Source organism: Aquimarina algiphila (genome assembly GCF_947494415.1).
GTDB classification, from domain to species: domain Bacteria; phylum Bacteroidota; class Bacteroidia; order Flavobacteriales; family Flavobacteriaceae; genus Aquimarina; species Aquimarina algiphila.
In genome coordinates, this window is record NZ_CANLVC010000001.1 from 222,713 (window position 1) to 239,174 (window position 16,462).

The 16,462-nt window shown below is 30.8% G+C and carries 23 protein-coding genes; 4 read left to right on the forward strand and 19 right to left on the reverse strand.

Features of this window, described 5'->3' with window-relative positions:
- Positions 1-2 precede the first annotated feature (2 nt).
- Complete coding sequence (locus PQF96_RS00920; protein ID WP_271764771.1) at positions 3-515, reverse strand: GbsR/MarR family transcriptional regulator; 513 nt, start codon at positions 513-515, stop codon at positions 3-5.
- A gap of 134 nt (positions 516-649) precedes the next feature.
- On the reverse strand, positions 650-1,063 hold the full coding sequence (locus PQF96_RS00925; RefSeq protein ID WP_271764772.1) for a hypothetical protein: 414 nt from the start codon (positions 1,061-1,063) through the stop codon (positions 650-652).
- Positions 1,064-1,162: 99 nt separating this feature from the next.
- On the opposite strand from PQF96_RS00925, the gene PQF96_RS00930 reads away from it, so the two are divergent.
- Together PQF96_RS00930 and PQF96_RS00935 are read left to right on the forward strand one after the other, a co-directional pair.
- Positions 1,163-1,573, forward strand: coding sequence for a TerB family tellurite resistance protein (locus PQF96_RS00930; RefSeq protein ID WP_271764773.1), 411 nt, complete (start codon positions 1,163-1,165; stop codon positions 1,571-1,573).
- Between the two features lie 40 nt (positions 1,574-1,613).
- Positions 1,614-2,444, forward strand: a complete 831-nt coding sequence (locus PQF96_RS00935; RefSeq protein ID WP_271764774.1) for an MBL fold metallo-hydrolase — start codon at positions 1,614-1,616, stop codon at positions 2,442-2,444.
- Between the two features lie 2 nt (positions 2,445-2,446).
- Here the strand turns inward: PQF96_RS00935 and PQF96_RS00940 are convergent, their stop codons facing one another.
- The 11 genes from PQF96_RS00940 to PQF96_RS00990 form a co-directional block, all read right to left on the reverse strand.
- A complete protein-coding gene (locus PQF96_RS00940) occupies positions 2,447-2,725 on the reverse strand; it encodes a LytTR family DNA-binding domain-containing protein (protein ID WP_271764986.1) in 279 nt (92 codons plus the stop codon).
- Positions 2,726-2,728: 3 nt separating this feature from the next.
- The gene (locus tag PQF96_RS00945; protein ID WP_271764775.1) at positions 2,729-3,769 is read right to left on the reverse strand and encodes a hypothetical protein; all 1,041 of its coding nucleotides are present in this window, start codon (positions 3,767-3,769) and stop codon (positions 2,729-2,731) included.
- 299 nt (positions 3,770-4,068) lie between these two features.
- The gene (locus PQF96_RS00950) at positions 4,069-4,626 is read right to left on the reverse strand and encodes a hypothetical protein (RefSeq protein ID WP_271764776.1); all 558 of its coding nucleotides are present in this window, start codon (positions 4,624-4,626) and stop codon (positions 4,069-4,071) included.
- A gap of 110 nt (positions 4,627-4,736) precedes the next feature.
- Positions 4,737-4,961 (reverse strand): hypothetical protein, encoded by a 225-nt coding sequence (locus tag PQF96_RS00955; protein ID WP_271764777.1) that lies wholly within the window; start codon positions 4,959-4,961, stop codon positions 4,737-4,739.
- Between the two features lie 3 nt (positions 4,962-4,964).
- Positions 4,965-5,414 (reverse strand): lipocalin-like domain-containing protein, encoded by a 450-nt coding sequence (locus PQF96_RS00960; protein ID WP_271764778.1) that lies wholly within the window; start codon positions 5,412-5,414, stop codon positions 4,965-4,967.
- A gap of 338 nt (positions 5,415-5,752) precedes the next feature.
- Complete coding sequence (locus tag PQF96_RS00965; protein ID WP_271764779.1) at positions 5,753-6,103, reverse strand: helix-turn-helix domain-containing protein; 351 nt, start codon at positions 6,101-6,103, stop codon at positions 5,753-5,755.
- The gene (locus PQF96_RS00970; protein WP_271764780.1) at positions 6,088-6,849 is read right to left on the reverse strand and encodes a LytR/AlgR family response regulator transcription factor; all 762 of its coding nucleotides are present in this window, start codon (positions 6,847-6,849) and stop codon (positions 6,088-6,090) included. The genes PQF96_RS00965 and PQF96_RS00970 overlap by 16 nt, the downstream gene beginning before the upstream one ends.
- A gap of 11 nt (positions 6,850-6,860) precedes the next feature.
- Positions 6,861-7,904, reverse strand: coding sequence for a sensor histidine kinase (locus tag PQF96_RS00975; RefSeq protein ID WP_271764781.1), 1,044 nt, complete (start codon positions 7,902-7,904; stop codon positions 6,861-6,863).
- A 309-nt stretch (positions 7,905-8,213) separates the two neighbouring features.
- Positions 8,214-8,861, reverse strand: coding sequence for a hypothetical protein (locus PQF96_RS00980; RefSeq protein ID WP_271764782.1), 648 nt, complete (start codon positions 8,859-8,861; stop codon positions 8,214-8,216).
- A gap of 14 nt (positions 8,862-8,875) precedes the next feature.
- Positions 8,876-9,016, reverse strand: coding sequence for a hypothetical protein (locus PQF96_RS00985; RefSeq protein WP_271764783.1), 141 nt, complete (start codon positions 9,014-9,016; stop codon positions 8,876-8,878).
- 37 nt (positions 9,017-9,053) lie between these two features.
- Positions 9,054-9,227: a hypothetical protein gene (locus PQF96_RS00990; RefSeq protein ID WP_271764784.1), complete on the reverse strand. Its 174-nt coding sequence runs from the start codon at positions 9,225-9,227 to the stop codon at positions 9,054-9,056.
- Positions 9,228-9,554: 327 nt separating this feature from the next.
- On the opposite strand from PQF96_RS00990, the gene PQF96_RS00995 reads away from it, so the two are divergent.
- Positions 9,555-10,388: a universal stress protein gene (locus tag PQF96_RS00995; RefSeq protein ID WP_271764785.1), complete on the forward strand. Its 834-nt coding sequence runs from the start codon at positions 9,555-9,557 to the stop codon at positions 10,386-10,388.
- A 179-nt stretch (positions 10,389-10,567) separates the two neighbouring features.
- Here PQF96_RS00995 and PQF96_RS01000 read toward each other — a convergent pair whose 3' ends face one another.
- Positions 10,568-10,759 carry a hypothetical protein gene (locus PQF96_RS01000; RefSeq protein ID WP_271764786.1) on the reverse strand — a complete coding sequence of 64 codons (192 nt, stop codon included), beginning with the start codon at positions 10,757-10,759 and terminating at the stop codon, positions 10,568-10,570.
- A 181-nt stretch (positions 10,760-10,940) separates the two neighbouring features.
- A complete protein-coding gene (locus PQF96_RS01005) occupies positions 10,941-11,390 on the reverse strand; it encodes an META domain-containing protein (RefSeq protein WP_271764787.1) in 450 nt (149 codons plus the stop codon).
- Positions 11,391-11,733: 343 nt separating this feature from the next.
- Here PQF96_RS01005 and PQF96_RS01010 point away from each other — a divergent pair, with 343 nt between their 5' ends.
- A complete protein-coding gene (locus PQF96_RS01010) occupies positions 11,734-12,708 on the forward strand; it encodes a lipid A-modifier LpxR family protein (protein ID WP_271764788.1) in 975 nt (324 codons plus the stop codon).
- A gap of 24 nt (positions 12,709-12,732) precedes the next feature.
- Here the strand turns inward: PQF96_RS01010 and PQF96_RS01015 are convergent, their stop codons facing one another.
- The 4 genes from PQF96_RS01015 to gltS are packed head-to-tail and all read right to left on the reverse strand — an operon-like array spanning position 12,733 to position 16,455.
- Positions 12,733-13,374 (reverse strand): hypothetical protein, encoded by a 642-nt coding sequence (locus tag PQF96_RS01015; protein ID WP_271764789.1) that lies wholly within the window; start codon positions 13,372-13,374, stop codon positions 12,733-12,735.
- A gap of 46 nt (positions 13,375-13,420) precedes the next feature.
- Positions 13,421-14,035: a trimeric intracellular cation channel family protein gene (locus PQF96_RS01020; protein ID WP_271764790.1), complete on the reverse strand. Its 615-nt coding sequence runs from the start codon at positions 14,033-14,035 to the stop codon at positions 13,421-13,423.
- Positions 14,036-14,068: 33 nt separating this feature from the next.
- A complete protein-coding gene (locus PQF96_RS01025) occupies positions 14,069-15,223 on the reverse strand; it encodes an acyloxyacyl hydrolase (protein ID WP_271764791.1) in 1,155 nt (384 codons plus the stop codon).
- Between the two features lie 29 nt (positions 15,224-15,252).
- Positions 15,253-16,455 carry a sodium/glutamate symporter gene (gltS, locus tag PQF96_RS01030; protein ID WP_271764792.1) on the reverse strand — a complete coding sequence of 401 codons (1,203 nt, stop codon included), beginning with the start codon at positions 16,453-16,455 and terminating at the stop codon, positions 15,253-15,255.
- Positions 16,456-16,462: the final 7 nt, after the last annotated feature.

A 16,462-nucleotide genomic window follows, 5' to 3' on the forward strand; every position in this document is an offset into this window, starting at 1 on the left:
GGTTACTTATTAACGGATTGTAAGGTTTTTTTGAAACGATTCTTTGAGTTGTTATCTACAAATTGTAATATTCCGGAATGAAATTCTATTAGTTCTTCAATAAATTGATTAACTTCTTTATCTTCTTCATTTCGTAATTTCAAGGTTTCTCTAAATAAACGAGTTTGCATTTTGAAACCATCAATATAGCGTTGTATCCTATCGAGGTTTCCTTTAATATCCAAGTAAAAGTAACGCTTACGCTTATTATCCTTTAGAGTCTTATAGTTGACCTCTCCAAAATCAATAAGTAGCTTTAGTGCCTTACTTGTAGCACTTTTACTAGCTCCAACACCTTCCATTAATTCTTCAAACGTAAAATACTTTTGATTTGAAGTGAAAAATAATCCAACCATTTTTCCTGCAACGGGAGGGTAATTTTCTTCCTTATACGCTTCAGCATATAAGTCCAATATAGATTGAGTTTCTTCCATTTTAATATCTGAATTTCTGCAAATATATATTTTAGTTTCCATATATGGAAACTAAATAAAGAAAAATATTTTGGGAATATAATTAGGATAACTATTAAATACGTATAAATAAAAAACTCATAATCATGATAGCTATAGTTTTCTTACTCCTAAGGTTGCGCAATATAGATTGGTTACTATTTTCCCCAACCTTTTCTATTGTAAACGCTGGTTACAATCTTACTAAAGCTTTCTCTATGCATAGGATATTGTTCTTTCGTTAGAATTTCTTTGACTTCATCGTTAAGCTTAATCACCATAGCATCAAACTTTGTTTTTATCTCAGCTTCTGTATATCCTTTATTCTTGTCTCCAATACGCCTCATTTTATTGGTGTAATACAAAATGATTCCATAATAGTCATCTCTAAGGTCTTCTGTTAGTTTCATTTTATCCACTTGTTCTTTAAAAAAGAATTGTAGATTATCCTTTTCTCCTGATGTAAATATTTCTACCTTGTTTTTTTCTCTCTCTGCTTGTTTCTCTTCTTGTGTTTGTGAAAACACTGATATACAAAAGAATAGTAACAAGCCTGTGGTGATAATTCTCATAGTTAATGTGTTAATGATTTGATATTATGAACTCAAAAGATAATTATTAATTCAAATAATTACCTAATTTTAGCTTACAAAATATTTTAAAGGCATATTATGAAATCAGAGAGTACTTATCATTATCAATTTGGTGCAATTGTTAAAATAACCCTAAGAGATGGCAAAATTTCTGATGAGGAAAAAACATTTCTTTCTCATTTAGCAACGATCATGGAAATACCTAAAGAAGAATATGATCACATCATGCAAAACTATATCACCTATCCATTGGAGCCTACCACTACCTATAATGAACGATTAGGGAGCATGTATACCTTAACAAAACTAATTTCTGACGATAAAACTATTTCTGGAGAACAGCAAACCTTTTGGTTAGAAAGAATGGCCAAAGCAATCGGGTTTACTCCTGGAAATGTTAAATACATTGTTGCAAAATCATTAGCTGTTATTGAAAAAAGGATAGATCAAGAAACGTATAAAGAGGAAATCAAAAATATTAATAAATAATTCTACTGTTATTAGCTACTTCTTTAACTAAATTAGATGTATGATCATAACATTTTACGGTACAAGAGGTTCTATACCTGTTTGCGAATCTGGTTTTCAGGAGTTTGGTGGTAACACCACTTGTGTAACTGTATCGGGTAAAAAAGAAGGAGAAAGTATACTCATTTTTGATGCCGGCACTGGTATTAGAAAACTTGGAAAAGAACTCATTTCTAAAAATTTTTCTCCTGGGAATAAGATTTTTCTCACCTTCTCACATTTCCATTGGGATCATATTCAAGGATTTCCATTTTTTGCTCCTGCTTATGATGTAAACAAAGAAATCGAGTTTTTTATTATTGGAGATGATGCTCCCAGCATACATGATTTCAAAGAAATATTGGCTAAACAAATGGAAAGTACTTATTTCCCTATAGGTATAGATGATATGGGGGCAAATTTTACTTTTACCGTAAATCAAGGGAATAAGGTTACCTTTGATGGAGGTCAAATTACAGTTAACAAACATATGCATCCTGGTGGAGCATATGGTTATCGCTTAGAAACCGAAGGAAAAGTATTTGTATACTGCACAGATATAGAGCATGGTGATACATTGGATCAAAATGTTATTGATTTTTGTAAAAATGCAGATGTGTTGGTTCATGATGCTCAATATACTCCAGAAGAGCTCCTAAGTCACAAAGGTTGGGGACATAGTAGTTGGGAACAGGCTATTGAAATTGCTGAAACTGCAAATGTAAAACAACTCTATCTTACACATCATGATCCTGAACACAATGATGATTTCTTAAGAAAAGTAGAGCAGCAATGCCAACAGCGTTTTTCAAATTGTTTTTTAGCAAGAGAAGGGCTAGTGGTAAAAATTTGATTTTATAAATCCACCCATTTTTTAAATGCTGTTGCTTTTGCTTTACTTACTACAATACGTTCTTTAGCAATCGGGGTTATATTTACAATTAGCTTTCCATTAAAATATTGTTTAATGGTTGAAATAGCAATTTTATGAATTATAAATTGTCTATTCACCCGGTTAAAAACTTCGGGGTCTAATTCATCCTCTATATCTTCCAGTTTCTTATCAATAATGTATGCTTTATTCTCCAAAGTAATCGCCTTCACTATACCTGTATCTATATAGAAATAAGCAATATTTTAAGGATTAGATTCTACAACACTACCATCACTCATAACTATAGACTTAAAAATTGCCTTTAACCTTATTTTATACTGCTTACGATATTTTCGGGCTTGTTCCAATTTCTTGTAATTTGAATCTCGAATATCATATATCATTCTTGTCGTTATCTGATTTCCATCATATATATAGTCTGTTTGGTATTGAGTTATTGGAAATTTCAATTCGTGCGTAAAATCCTTAACGGTGTACAATATTTTGTTAAATTGATCTGATATTATTATATCATATCTTAATGCAATTATTGCTCTATGATCAAAAGGATCTTTTCTATAATAATGATGTACATCAATTACAAATTCCTTTTTGTATTTGGATATATCCTTCCAATGTACAAATGGTCCCTGATTTATCTCAACTAAATTATCAGGGAATTGATTCACTATTATTGAGTCTTTAATTCTTTCAATTTCTTTTTCGTATCCAATCATTTCATAGGTAACTATATCATATATAGTAGAAGCAAATGTGATATCTTCTATAGTTATACTACCATTATTTGTTTCCCAAGTTAGAAATCTTTTATTAATCTTTTGTTGAGGATATACAATATCTATTTTCTTGATTATCGTATCTGGTATACCATACCATGATCTATATAATTCCATGATTCTTTTAGCATTAGATAATTTAATGCTATCATTTTCATCGAAATTCAATATATCTAAGTTATTGAATTGAATCTCTATTTTTCTTAAGTTACCCAATCCATATTTTGGATTAATTTTCACAATTAGAGGTAAGTCACCTTGTTCATCTCTAAAAGAAAAATCAAAAATCAAGGTGTCTTTTCTTAAATCTAAAGTTTTCTTAGACTTTTCAAATTGATAATTAGTCTTCATTTTTTTGATGAATTTCTTTTTTGACACATTACCTAATTCTACATCTTTAAATGGATCTTTATTATTAGAACAACTGAAAATAAATAGTGAAATAAAAAAACAGAGGACAACTCTATTCTTCAATAATATTGGTTTTAATACTTTATATAGTCTCATCCGTTTTTAGATTTTCTGAAATCTAGTTTAGTTGATTATAAATGCTCAAGGTAATTTGTTTCCATTTCGTCTTCAGTAAGCTCTTTATTTTGATTTCTTTTGAGATTGTTCAGTACGGTGTGAATAAGTTGATTAAAATCTTCCGATTCATCTTGACCACTTAAAAATACAATTTGAAATCAATTTACAACCTGTATTCTGTGGTCTAAGACTCTTCTTTTACTGTAGCTCATCACGTGAAATCACAAAATAACCTCAGAAATATCTCCTAGCTCAACAACTAATAAAATTTATAGGTTTTATTCAGAGTTATTTTCGACCTCAATAGTACGAAACAACACCTTAATAGTAAAAACTCCAACTAATTCACCTAATTTATTTATATCATAATCAAGTTGTTCGAATACAATCAACAAACTATTTTTTTTTGTGTACCATAAATGTTGAAGTTTTGGTAAATCTTCATCTTTATTTCTCCTAAAGTCGGATTTTCCTAAAACTCGTTCAAACTTAGAAACTATGTTTTTAAAATCCTGTAATGCTACTTTAGCAATTTTTGCAGATGTCTCTTTATAGAATTTTTCATATTTAATAAGTTTAAGTTTATCTTCATAAAAATCATATCCTAACATTAAAATAGGAAAATCCACATCAAAAACTTGATTCAAATCTGTTTTTTCTTCCAACAAAAAATACAAATTATAAGAATCATCACTTCTATAAAACTTAACTCCATCGATTTCATAAGGCTTTGTACCAAATTTTATGGATTTAAAACCATTGTTAGAATCAAGTAATTCGACCTGCCCAAATGTAATATTGGATACTACAAGAATAAAAAACAAAAATAATCTCATCTGAATACAACTTTTAATTAATAGAATCCATCTAATGAAAAAGAAAACCTTATTCTTAAAAACCTACATACCTTAAAATTTTATTATTTAATATTTATAATAAGTAATTTTTAATCCTCCCAACCACAAAGCGTTCTGCCAAACTCTTTTGCTGTTGTTATATCTACTTCTTTTATTTTTGCTTTACAATTTGACAATCCTCTGCAGTCTTCCTCGTAATGATATTTCTTACTATATTTTCCTGTGCAGATATACACCGAAGTCGTATCTAAACTATTAATTATAAATGATGTGCTAATCAAAAATAGTATTGCGAGTGTTATTAGCTTTTTCATAAATCATATTTTAATATATTCTTGTGTCTCTCTTTGACTTTCTGGATAATCCCCTACTTCATTATCATTAAAATACTGGAATTCTAGCTTGCTCTTGGTTAAAGAAAGAATACGAGATTTTAAAATATAAGTACTACCATTAATCCCTTCATTAGGAATAGAAAAAGTAAATTCATCATCATTTACAGAATATTGAAAAGTTTTCGTGCTAAAATCACAAGGATCATTATCTACAAAATAATTTTCTATATTCCCATTATCAAAAAAAGTTAATGTTTCTTCTTTACGGCAATCACTTAGTATTACCTCGTCCATATTTCTGGTTACTTTTATAAGTTGCCATTTTCCTAGAATCAAATTTTGATCATTTGATCCATTTGAATCATCTGACGAACAGGATATGAATTGTGAAATAGTAATAATTGCTAGTAAAATATATGATAGTTTTTTCATAATATATTTATTTTCTAATTAAACTTTTACTCTCATTTCTTACACAAATGTACTTCTAGATTAGTTGTTATTCTTTGAATTTATAAGTGAAGTGACCAAAAATGAATGTGAAGTTTCTCAACTTCACATTGAAGTATTTTTTAACAAAGATTAAGTAGAGATAAAGTAGTTTTAAAAACTATAATCAAGCCTATAGAATAGAAAAACCTCTTCACTTTGGATAGTAAAGAGGTTTCGCTATTTTAATTTTAAATTAGGGTTTTTCTTTGTCAATAGTAACATTCATTAAGAATCTGTTGTTTAAAGTTTCTTATTATCTCTCAAAGGTAGAACGTGAATCACTTTTTTTTCAAGTATCCCTTGGATATGTACGTTATCGAGATAATACCCGAATAGAACAAGCCAACGGTTTTGGAGAAAATGGAGATAGTGGTTTTTATTTTGGGGTAACAAAGTTTTCCTATAATATTAATATTATAATGTAAAAGCATCATACTTTCTCTGTATTTACAAGCGGTAAAACCTGTCCATTTTTTAAATGATCGAATAAAATTTGGACTATCAGAATATCCACTAATCAAATTAATGTTCATGTTCGAGGTAGTTAGAAGGTCAACCGCTCTATCTTGAAGTATCTGACTAACAATATCAGAAAACTTAGCTTGTCTTGATTTTATAAATCCACCCATTTTTTAAATGCTGTTGCTTTTGCTTTACTTACTACAATACGTTCTTTAGCAATCGGGGTTATATTTACAATTAGCTTTCCATTAAAATATTGTTTAATGGTTGAAATAGCAATTTTATGAATTATAAATTGTCTATTCACCCGGTTAAAAACTTCGGGGTCTAATTCATCCTCTATATCTTCCAGTTTCTTATCAATAATGTATGCTTTATTCTCCAAAGTAATCGCCTTCACTATACCTGTATCTATATAGAAATAAGCAATATTTTCTGTTTTCACAGGAATCAATTCATCTCTGTGATGAACCAGGTATGTTGTTTTGTAATGTTTTGTTTTAGCTTGAAGTAATTGTAACATACCATGAATTTGGTTGTTTAAAGAACCATCTTCATTAGATCTATTTTTAAATTTTTGAATGGCTTCAGATAATTCATCTTCATCAATTGGTTTTAACAAATAATCTATACTGTTTACCTTAAACGCTTTAATTGCATATTGATCATAAGCAGTTGTAAAAATAATAGGAGTTTCTATTTGTACTTGTTCAAAGATTTCAAAAGAAATACCATCTGCCAGATGAATATCCATAAAAACAAGTGATGCTTCATGAGTATTAGAAAAATACTCAATTGCCGTTTTTACAGAATCTAACACCTTCAATATTTCAATATTTGGGTCTATAGCATTCAGTAAGAATGCGAGTTGATCACTCGCAGTTATTTCATCCTCGACTAGTACTACTTTCATATTTCATATTTTCAATTTATAGGCAGTTTCACTCTAAATATATTTTCTTTATTACTAATACTAATATGTTGTTTTTTTAGTAAAAAGTATCGTTTATCCAAGTTCATTAATCCATTACCAGTACTATCTACAAAAGAAGTTCTTTGTCGTATTTCATTTTCGACATAAATAATTTCATTTTTTGAATATATACTTACCTGTAAAGGATTCTTTTCTGAAATCTCATTATGTTTTACAGCATTTTCTACTAATAACTGTAATGCTAGCGGAGGAACCTCTCTTTGTAGATACTTATCATCTATTGCTATATTAATCGCAAAACGATCCCGGTATCTTGTTTTTACCAAATGAACATAACTATCTAAAAATTTGAGTTCTTCTTGTAAAGAGACTACATCTCTTTCTCCACTCTGTAAAATATATCGATACATAAAGGATAATTCTTTTATAAATGTAGTTGCATCTTTATTATCTCTCACTATTGAATTTAATGAGTTTAAAGAATTAAAAAGGAAATGAGGATTGATTTGATTTTTTAATGCTGTTAATTCCTTTTGAAGGTTTTGCTGTTTTAGTTTTTCATTTTCTAAAAGATCCTCATGATGTATCATTTGATATTTAAGAATTCGAGCTATAAAAATAGTAATCATCAAAATTACAAAGTACACAAAGTACATAAATCCGGTTTCGGATTCTGATAACTTCTGCCCTGTTACTAAAGGGTATATTGAAACAAGTAACTGAACTATACCCAAAAATAATATGGTATTGAGTACAATAGTTATACATGTTCTCAAAAAAGTGGAATACCGTGCATAAATATTTTTCCAATTGGTGTTAAGCTCAAGTGAAACTAATGACATCAAAAAAAGAAACAAAAACCGTACTATAATATCTCGTATTGAAACTTCTGTAAAAGAATCAACCAATTTCTTTGTGATATCAAACAATGATAATGTTCTTGGCAGATTGATAAGCACTGTAATTAGCAATGCTATCTTTAAAATTACAGTATGTTTTATTTTTCTCTCCCCCAATGTAAATAGTATCTTCATTGATTTGATCTTGTTAAATTTACGGAAAATTGTGCTGATCATATGATTATTAATCCTGCTTATATTTTTATTATTTGTTCCTGGAGAAGAAGAAGCCTCCGTATGGGAATTGGAGGCTTCTATACAGAAGTGAAGGTATGGGGGTACGCTTCACCTCCTTAATTAAATCAAATGTACTTTTATCGTATTTTTAACATGCCTTGAGTTGACTATTTACTATCTACTTAAAAAAGACAGCCGAAAACATATATTTAATCTCCGGCTGCCTAAAATCAACCTAATCAAATTGTGAAAAAACTACTCATCAAATTATCTGTTTAATTCTTTAACTACCTTTTTGGAAAAATCAATTGATACAACTCCTAAGGTTTTCGGGTTATCTATCTCGGTTGTAATTACTGATAACAATTGCTTTTCTTTAGGTTGTGTGAGGTCATAAACCACAGTCTCAAGGATATATTTTTTAGCATTCTCTGTTATTACTGTAACTGGCTCAGAGTCCATATATATAGTTCCATAATACCCATAAAACCCTCTATAGTATCCTAGCCCATAATACGAAGGGTATAGAAAAGAGTTATTGTTACTAATCATTTTTGTATACTCTTCACAATGTTTTAGTACCGTCACAATCACCACGTCTATGTCTTTATTTTTAAGGGTTTCTTTTATTTCCAATGTTTCAGATTCACTTAATTCTTTGGTAGGCGATGATTTTGGAAAAATAACATAACTCTCCACAGACTGGTATCCCTTTTTGTTTAGATTTTCAACTAAATCGTTTTCAAAACGTACTCTAGCCGTTTGATCATCAGTTTTACTTACCACCATTACTTTTTTATTCTTTATATCTGGTACTTCTAAGTTTTTCCAAGAATCTGTAATTTTCACAGATGAACAACTAGAAAAAAGTATCAATACTATCGCGGTTCCGAATAGTCTGTATAGTGTTTTCATGATTTCTAAATCTTTTAGATGAACAAAAACATATCATCATCATTATTCTTATATTCTAAGCTAAATTCTTCTAGATTTTTATATCCTTCTTTTTGTGTTATGCTATCCCAAATATTTTTTGAAATAGTAACTAAAACTGATTTTATCGTCTTCATCTCCTTATATTTTATTAATTAATAATTCTTCTGCTATTTAATTTCTAATTGCAGTACCTGCTGCAATACCTAACTGTTCTAATTTTTTATACCAACTTCTGACTTGTATTTCAAACCTATTAATAAACTGAGTCCTTCTATTCTGATTGATTAGAGTATTCTCATATTTGTTTTTGTGACTGTAAACAATTTTTAAATTTGCTGTTTCCATGATTTTCAATGTTATTACTTAATTGGGTTTTGCCCTTATTTCTTATACAAATGTACTTTGAGATTAGCTCTTAATTATTCGCTTTTTAGGTGAAACGACCAAAAACGAAAGTGAAACTTCCCGGTTTGAAACTGAAACATTTCTGACAAAGATTTTATACATTTTTTTGGGGAACACAAACATGTTTCTGGAACTATCAAATGCTTATTACAAGATTAAAACACGGTTATTAGGTATGAAGGAATATAATCGTCAAAGAAAAACACATCTCTTTACTCTCTTTTTTTTACATTTATGTTTTAACAAATCATTTTAAACTTTATCTACATGAAAAAAATAATAGTACCCATAGATTTCTCTAAATATTCTGAGTATGCCTTGGAAACTTCTGCAGCTTTGGCAAAAAAACATGATGCACAAATTATTGTTATTCATATGTTAGAATTATCAGAGGCGGTACTCTCGGTATCTGGTGCTGAGACACAGGCAGAAACACTATTTATGTTGAAATTAGCAAGCAAAAAGTTTGAGGAATTTTTACAAAAAGACTATTTAGAAGGTATAGAAATTGAAACAATAATCAAACATCATAAAGTATTTGATGAACTTGATCAAGTAGCCAAAGATATTGGAGCAGATCTTATTGTGATGGGATCTCATGGTCACAGTCGACAAGAAGGTATATTTTCTGGATCTAACACTGCAAAAGTCGTTAGACATAGTAATGTCCCCGTATTGATCGTTAAATCTAAACTTACTAATGTAGATTTTGATAAGGTAGTATATGCTACAGATTTTTCTGAAGAAAGTATTCCTGCGTTCAAAAAAGCACTAGACTTATTATCTACGATGAACAGTGAAACTACTTTATTGCACGTTAATTTGCCTTATTCAAATTTCCAAAGCACTACAGAAATAAAAGAACAAGCAAAAAAATTCTTAGAAAAAGCTGATGGAAACCTAAACAGGTTACCTACGATTGAATATATATCGGATTATTCAGTTGAAGCTGGAATTCTAAGTTATGCTAATAATACAAATGTGGATATGATTGCTATGTCAACTCACGGTAGAACAGGTTTGGTTCACTTTTTTGGAGGAAGCATATCAGAAGATCTTGTGCATCATGCAACCTTACCAGTTTTAGCTTTTAAAATGTAAAAAAAATCAGGCTATGATTATAAGATAAAGTTTCTCTATATTCACAAAAGCGAAGCGTTTTATATTCTTATCAAAAATTACCAGACTAAAATTATAGTACTAGTACTATAATTTTAGTCTGGTAATTTATTTCTAGGGATTTGAAAACCTCTAACAAGGTCTCTCTCTACACTTAATTCTTAATTGATTACTTTTAGGCAAGATATTTCTACCATTTTGCCCACCATACAAATTCCCGCCATAGCTTCAGCTTCTTTATACACTATGGATATCCTTGGCTCATTTTTCTTGTCAATTTCGAAATCAAACAGATTAACTGCTTGTAGTTTTTCACCAGTATCTAACTGAATTACCCAAGAGCATCCATCCAATCCTAACATATTTACCAAAGTACCATTTACTCCCTTAGAACAAGCTTGTTTTTCTGTACAAGATGCTATTAAAAAAAAACAAATACCGCACTTATAATATATCTTTTTATATATCTCATTATTGTAGTTTTTTACAAATTAAACATATGTTTTAAAATGAAGAATTATTCCTAAGAACACTTCAATCTATTTTTTTAAACACCATTAAGGCTTTATTTTCAGTATCAAGTAAAGACAAGGTGAGGTTTTCTATTTTATAATATCTAATTTCTCTGAGCAAGTTTTGATATTGCACTGAGGTTTTTGCTTCAATACATTTCATTCTGGTTGCTCCTATAGCATCAAATTCTAAATGTGTATTCGTTAGTTTTTTTAAATTTCCAAAAATTTGATTACAACCATCATTTCCAGTAAATTTATTCTCTCTATGATTAAATTCTAATTGTGGTCGTTTTTGAGCAACATTTTTATAGTCTTCGCCATTAATTTTTGTCATACTCCAAATATCATTTAGAAGAATTTTACTTTGGATAGCTTCATTTCCTTCTAATGATTTATTATTTCCCTGGGTACCTTGGCAGCTATATAGTATAAAAGCAAATACTACATAAATAAGAATACTTTTTGTCATAACTAGATATATATTATTGTGTAAAAGTAGATTAAGTTTATGAAGGAGGCTATAATTTTTCTTCTGAAACAGCAAAAAAGCATAGGTGAAACGTTCTAAATGAAAAGTGAGTATCAGTTGGATATCAAATGATTTATTTGTTTTGAGTATCAGCTATCTCAAGAACTACAGTATGTATATGTCAAGATTATAAAACATAAAACTAGTTTATATTATTTCATTGTAAACATAGGATAGTTCACCTTTATTTTTAGCAACTTGACCAAAGAATACCGTATGGATCTTTTGATTATCCAGTACTTTTAATATAGTCATTAAGAAATATTAGCTAAATCTGGAAATCATGAACCTAATTCGATACCTCCATATTGTTTTTGCTTCTTTAAGCTATGTAGCACAATTGAAAGCGCAACAAACACGACATTATGATAAAGAAGTTTCTTTAACTACAGATAACGATGCTTTGGTTGCTTGGCAAATTTCTGATCGCTATTACACCTTTGGAGTAGGAATACAATACGACTTCAGAACAGAGAGACTATTACGACTTGAAAAACTATTTCCTTCTAAAAGTGATTACTTTTTTGGAACCGAATTACGTTTAGAAGGGTATACTCCTTCTAACAAATCAATAGTCATAGAATCTGATCAACAGAGTGTTTCTAATTTTGACAGACCTTTTGCAGGTATATTATATGGGACACTTGATGCAACATATGTTTTCGAAAAATCCTTTTTTGAAGTTGGTCTTTTGGCAGGGGTTATGGGACCTTTATCCCAAGCTGAAGAGCTTCAGGGATGGTTTCACAATAACATAACAGGAGGATCTACTTTTGATGGGTGGAGATTTCAGATCCCAAATCAATTCATTTTTAACATAAACACTAAAATCGTATATGATTTTACACCTAAAAGCAAATTGTTTGATGTATTTGGGATGGTAGACACACGATTAGGAAATCTATATATTGACATTAGTCCTGCGGTAGGTTTACGTATTGGTAAATTCGGAGAACTATATAAATCAGCTGCTTTTGGTAATAGTATTCTATCTGATAAAAAATTTAAGTATTACTTAAAGTCAACGATTGGTGGTACTATAACAGGGTTTAATGCTACAGCACAAGGTAATTTATTTGATAGGGATTATGAATTTGCTTTAGATAATATAAGTAATAATCATATAACGCTTACCAATGGAATCTTTCTTTCTTATCATAATATTTCCATTGGCTTCGATCATTTTTTTACATTCGGAAAAGTAATACCTGATACACAACATTTTTATGCAAGATCGATCGTTAGGTTTCGATTTTGATCAAGAGTTTTTATTACATCTATATCAATTTTGAGACGGTAAAATTACCATATCATTGAGTAAGGACGCTACCATTTCGCTGGTAAAAGTTACTGCTGCATTTTGTGAAGAAGATGGGTTAATTAAAGCACTTTGACCTGACCATACCAAAGTATTTTGACCTTCTTGCAATTCTCCTGCAACATCATATAAAACAGCTTCTATTAGATATGATTTTTCATCTTGATAATATCCTGGGGTAGAAATATAACTATATGTTCTGTAATAATATCTGCCAAAACGTCTATATCCTAATGGGACTGCATACGTCTCGCCTGGCGTATACCTTTGTGATTCTTTCGTATTGATCAAACTCATCGTGATGACTCCATCAATATCATTATCCTTTAAAATTTTAATAAATTTTGCGTCTTCACCTTTTTTAGGAGACATCTTTGGTGGAAAAATAGTGATCCCCGTAATTGCATGAATACCATTGTCTTTTAGTAATTGAACAGCATTATTTTCGAAGGCTTTACGCGCTGCCAGATCTTCGCCGATACCAACAACTGCAATTTTAGTATATGTACGTCCTTTGTAGTCTTTTGATTTCCAGGTAGAGCCCAATTTTGGTGCACAAGATGTTACTATTAAAAAGATAGAAGCCGCATAAAGTAAAGTTTTCATATGTGTTTATATTAATTATAATGTAAAAGGTTTTCAACTATTTTTTTTATTTCTTTTTGATGATAAAAGTTGGTAAAGAAATACTAAATCTTACCGCCAAAACTCGTATAACAACCACTAATGCAATAGTGCTTAGATATGATATATTTTTATCGAATTTTAAGGAGTAAAGAATGATATAACATACTCCACCAGCAAGGGAAGCTAGTGCATAAATTTCTTTTCTGAAAAGTATTGGAATTTTGTTACACAAAATATCACGGATTACTCCTCCGAAACATCCCGTCATAATTCCAAGTACAACACTTACGGCTGGATCCAAACTTGCAGAAATTCCAATTTGAACACCGCTAATTGTAAATATGGCTAGGCCAATGGTGTCGAATATAAAGAGTGATTTCGTTAAAAAATAAATCCTATTTCGAAATACTATAGCCAAAATAACAGAAAGGCTAATAAAGTGTACGATATAGAAATGTCCCATCCACCAAACCGGCGTATTCCCAATAAAGACATCTCTTAGAATACCTCCGCCTAAGGCCGTAACGAATGCTACAATAAAGATACCGAAGAGATCCATTTGTCTTTTTATCGCAGCTAATGCACCAGAAATAGCAAAAGCAATCGTACCTAGTATATCAAGAACATCGAAAAAACTCATCCCTTTTTTTAGTATACTATTATTACTTACTCCTTACCATTTAAAAGGCTTAAAACCAAAACCATATTCTATATAATCTGCAGAACCTCCATCTAGTGTTTTAAGACCAATTTGTGCAAAGAAAGTTTTAGAAATATTATATCGTAATGCAGGTCGCATAAAATATCCACCTTTTCCTTTATCATCGGACACATACGTACCGATCTGAAATTTCATAGCTAATTTCCAGAATGAAAAATCATAACCAGCATGAACTCCTATTAATGTTCTTTCAGAAGCTTCAACATCTCGAAAACGATTATCGTAAAAGAAATCAACACCACCCGTTAAGGTATGTACTTCATTGAATTGATGTTCATAATCAAGCACTCCAGAAAAAGTTCCGAATACTGTATTGGTTCCAATTTCTCTATCGGTTTGTCCGACTCCTCCAGCTACATATACGCTTATATAATTTCCACCTGTTGTATCTCGAGCAGCGCGTAAAGGTCGTTTAAATCTGGCTGGCAATACATTATTTGTATATGGATCATTATCTTTCTTAAACTGAGCTGCATTATAATGATAGCGCATCCCTAAATTGATACCATACAGATTAAGACCTCTATTAGGTCTAAACGTAGAACCGTTACTAAAATGAGTAAAATCGAATCCATATAACAAATCTAACTCTCTTGTAAACTTATAGGTGAATCCAAGATCAATATTAAAATACACTGCTGCTCTGGCTCCTATAGAAGTGTTTAACTCATTGGTGTCTTCATCAAAAGGATTCAAATTATACGTAATCCCGAGAGAGGGTTCAATACTAAAAACATTTCTCTTATGAGACCCAGATATAGGAAAATTCATAAAACCATAAATAGCATTTGGATTTCCAAAAACATTAGCATCACTCAGAAATCCAACATACGCTCCAATACCATAAGATGGATATCCATATCTGCTAGCCCATCCATTTGGATTGGTTGGTTGCCATCCTAATTTCACGGTTACTCCGCCATAACCATTGTCTAAAATACCACTATTCCCTAAAGCATTATCTGATTTCAGAAAAGCACCAAAATGAGATTTTATCTCTATGAATCTGAACCTATTTTGGGGATTATTTTCAAGGTTATCCGAAGAAGATTGTGAATAGCTAAAAAAATATGTTAGTAAAGCAAGTATTAAATAAAGTTTTTTCATAACTGATATCATCATAAATAAAGTAATAGCTACCCAAAAACACCTAATAAAATCTTAATAATCAAAGCATTAGATAGATCAATAAAAAAAGCACCAACCAGAGGAACAACAATGAATGCCTTAGGCGATCCCCCAAACTTTTTAGTTACTGCAGTCATATTGGCAATTGCCGTAGGTGTTGCGCCCAAAGCTAATCCAGCATATCCTGCACTCATCACGGCCGCATCATAATCTTTACCCATAATTCTAAAAACAACTACAATTACGAAAACAGAAATCACTAACACCTGTACAATTACAATTAGGAATAGTGGTCCAGCCAAATCAGTCAGTGTCCACAATTGAAGACTCATTAATGACATGGCTAAAAAAAGCCCCAATGATAAATCCGAGGCCATGGCCAGAGGTTTTGATTTTTCAGGTTCCCAATGAAAATTTTTAGAAAATACCGGAATTAGGTTGGTAATGATAATGCCTGCAAACAATGCTGTGACAAAAGACGGGAGTGAGAGCCCTATCCATACGAGCAATTCATTAATTCCTATACCCAACCCTGCTGTTGAGAAAATGAAATAAATCATTTGCAAAACGTTATTATAATTCATTTCTACAGTATCCCCTTTACCATGGCGCACTCCTACCGTAACGGGTTTGCTATCTTTTGGTTTTAGATTGTGTTTTTTTATTAGAAATTTTGCAATGGGACCTCCTATAAAGCCTCCAAGTACTAAGCCAATAGTTGCGCAAGCAATACCCATTTCCATGGCATTTTCAATACCGAAATCGTTTTGAAAAGTAGGAACCCAGGCAATAGTAGTACCATGTCCGCCACTGAAAGAAACAGAGCCGCCTAAAATCCCTGTCACACTTGACATACCAGTAATATAAGCAATACCAATACCATTAAGGTTTTGGATAAAAAGATATCCTACCGCTACTACTAAAAGTAGGGCTAACGATTTACCTCCTTTTAATAGTGTTTTTAATCTTGAAGAAAGCCCTATTGTTATGAAAAAGATGATGAGAAGTGCATCCCTTAATTCAAGAGCAAAGTTTACCTCTATACCCGTAATAGTATAAAGAATACCAAAAAATATAGAGAAAATCACTCCGCCTGTCACAGGTTCAGGAATGTTATATGCTCTAAAAAAGGATATTTTCTTGTTAATATACTTGCCCAGAAACAGGACTAGACAGGCTATAACAATAGTGTCCCTAGGACCTATTTCCATAATCTAT

Coding starts and splice junctions, on each gene's coding strand:
- PQF96_RS00920 (WP_271764771.1), bottom strand. CDS start 515: ATGGAAACTAAAATATATATTTGCAGAAATTCAGATATTAAAATGGAA.
- PQF96_RS00925 (WP_271764772.1), bottom strand. CDS start 1,063: ATGAGAATTATCACCACAGGCTTGTTACTATTCTTTTGTATATCAGTG.
- PQF96_RS00930 (WP_271764773.1), top strand. CDS start 1,163: ATGAAATCAGAGAGTACTTATCATTATCAATTTGGTGCAATTGTTAAA.
- PQF96_RS00935 (WP_271764774.1), top strand. CDS start 1,614: ATGATCATAACATTTTACGGTACAAGAGGTTCTATACCTGTTTGCGAA.
- PQF96_RS00945 (WP_271764775.1), bottom strand. CDS start 3,769: ATGAGACTATATAAAGTATTAAAACCAATATTATTGAAGAATAGAGTT.
- PQF96_RS00950 (WP_271764776.1), bottom strand. CDS start 4,626: ATGAGATTATTTTTGTTTTTTATTCTTGTAGTATCCAATATTACATTT.
- PQF96_RS00955 (WP_271764777.1), bottom strand. CDS start 4,961: ATGAAAAAGCTAATAACACTCGCAATACTATTTTTGATTAGCACATCA.
- PQF96_RS00960 (WP_271764778.1), bottom strand. CDS start 5,414: ATGAAAAAACTATCATATATTTTACTAGCAATTATTACTATTTCACAA.
- PQF96_RS00965 (WP_271764779.1), bottom strand. CDS start 6,103: ATGGGTGGATTTATAAAATCAAGACAAGCTAAGTTTTCTGATATTGTT.
- PQF96_RS00970 (WP_271764780.1), bottom strand. CDS start 6,849: ATGAAAGTAGTACTAGTCGAGGATGAAATAACTGCGAGTGATCAACTC.
- PQF96_RS00975 (WP_271764781.1), bottom strand. CDS start 7,904: ATGAAGATACTATTTACATTGGGGGAGAGAAAAATAAAACATACTGTA.
- PQF96_RS00980 (WP_271764782.1), bottom strand. CDS start 8,861: ATGAAAACACTATACAGACTATTCGGAACCGCGATAGTATTGATACTT.
- PQF96_RS00985 (WP_271764783.1), bottom strand. CDS start 9,016: ATGAAGACGATAAAATCAGTTTTAGTTACTATTTCAAAAAATATTTGG.
- PQF96_RS00990 (WP_271764784.1), bottom strand. CDS start 9,227: ATGGAAACAGCAAATTTAAAAATTGTTTACAGTCACAAAAACAAATAT.
- PQF96_RS00995 (WP_271764785.1), top strand. CDS start 9,555: ATGAAAAAAATAATAGTACCCATAGATTTCTCTAAATATTCTGAGTAT.
- PQF96_RS01005 (WP_271764787.1), bottom strand. CDS start 11,390: ATGACAAAAAGTATTCTTATTTATGTAGTATTTGCTTTTATACTATAT.
- PQF96_RS01010 (WP_271764788.1), top strand. CDS start 11,734: ATGAACCTAATTCGATACCTCCATATTGTTTTTGCTTCTTTAAGCTAT.
- PQF96_RS01015 (WP_271764789.1), bottom strand. CDS start 13,374: ATGAAAACTTTACTTTATGCGGCTTCTATCTTTTTAATAGTAACATCT.
- PQF96_RS01020 (WP_271764790.1), bottom strand. CDS start 14,035: ATGAGTTTTTTCGATGTTCTTGATATACTAGGTACGATTGCTTTTGCT.
- PQF96_RS01025 (WP_271764791.1), bottom strand. CDS start 15,223: ATGAAAAAACTTTATTTAATACTTGCTTTACTAACATATTTTTTTAGC.
- gltS (WP_271764792.1), bottom strand. CDS start 16,455: ATGGAAATAGGTCCTAGGGACACTATTGTTATAGCCTGTCTAGTCCTG.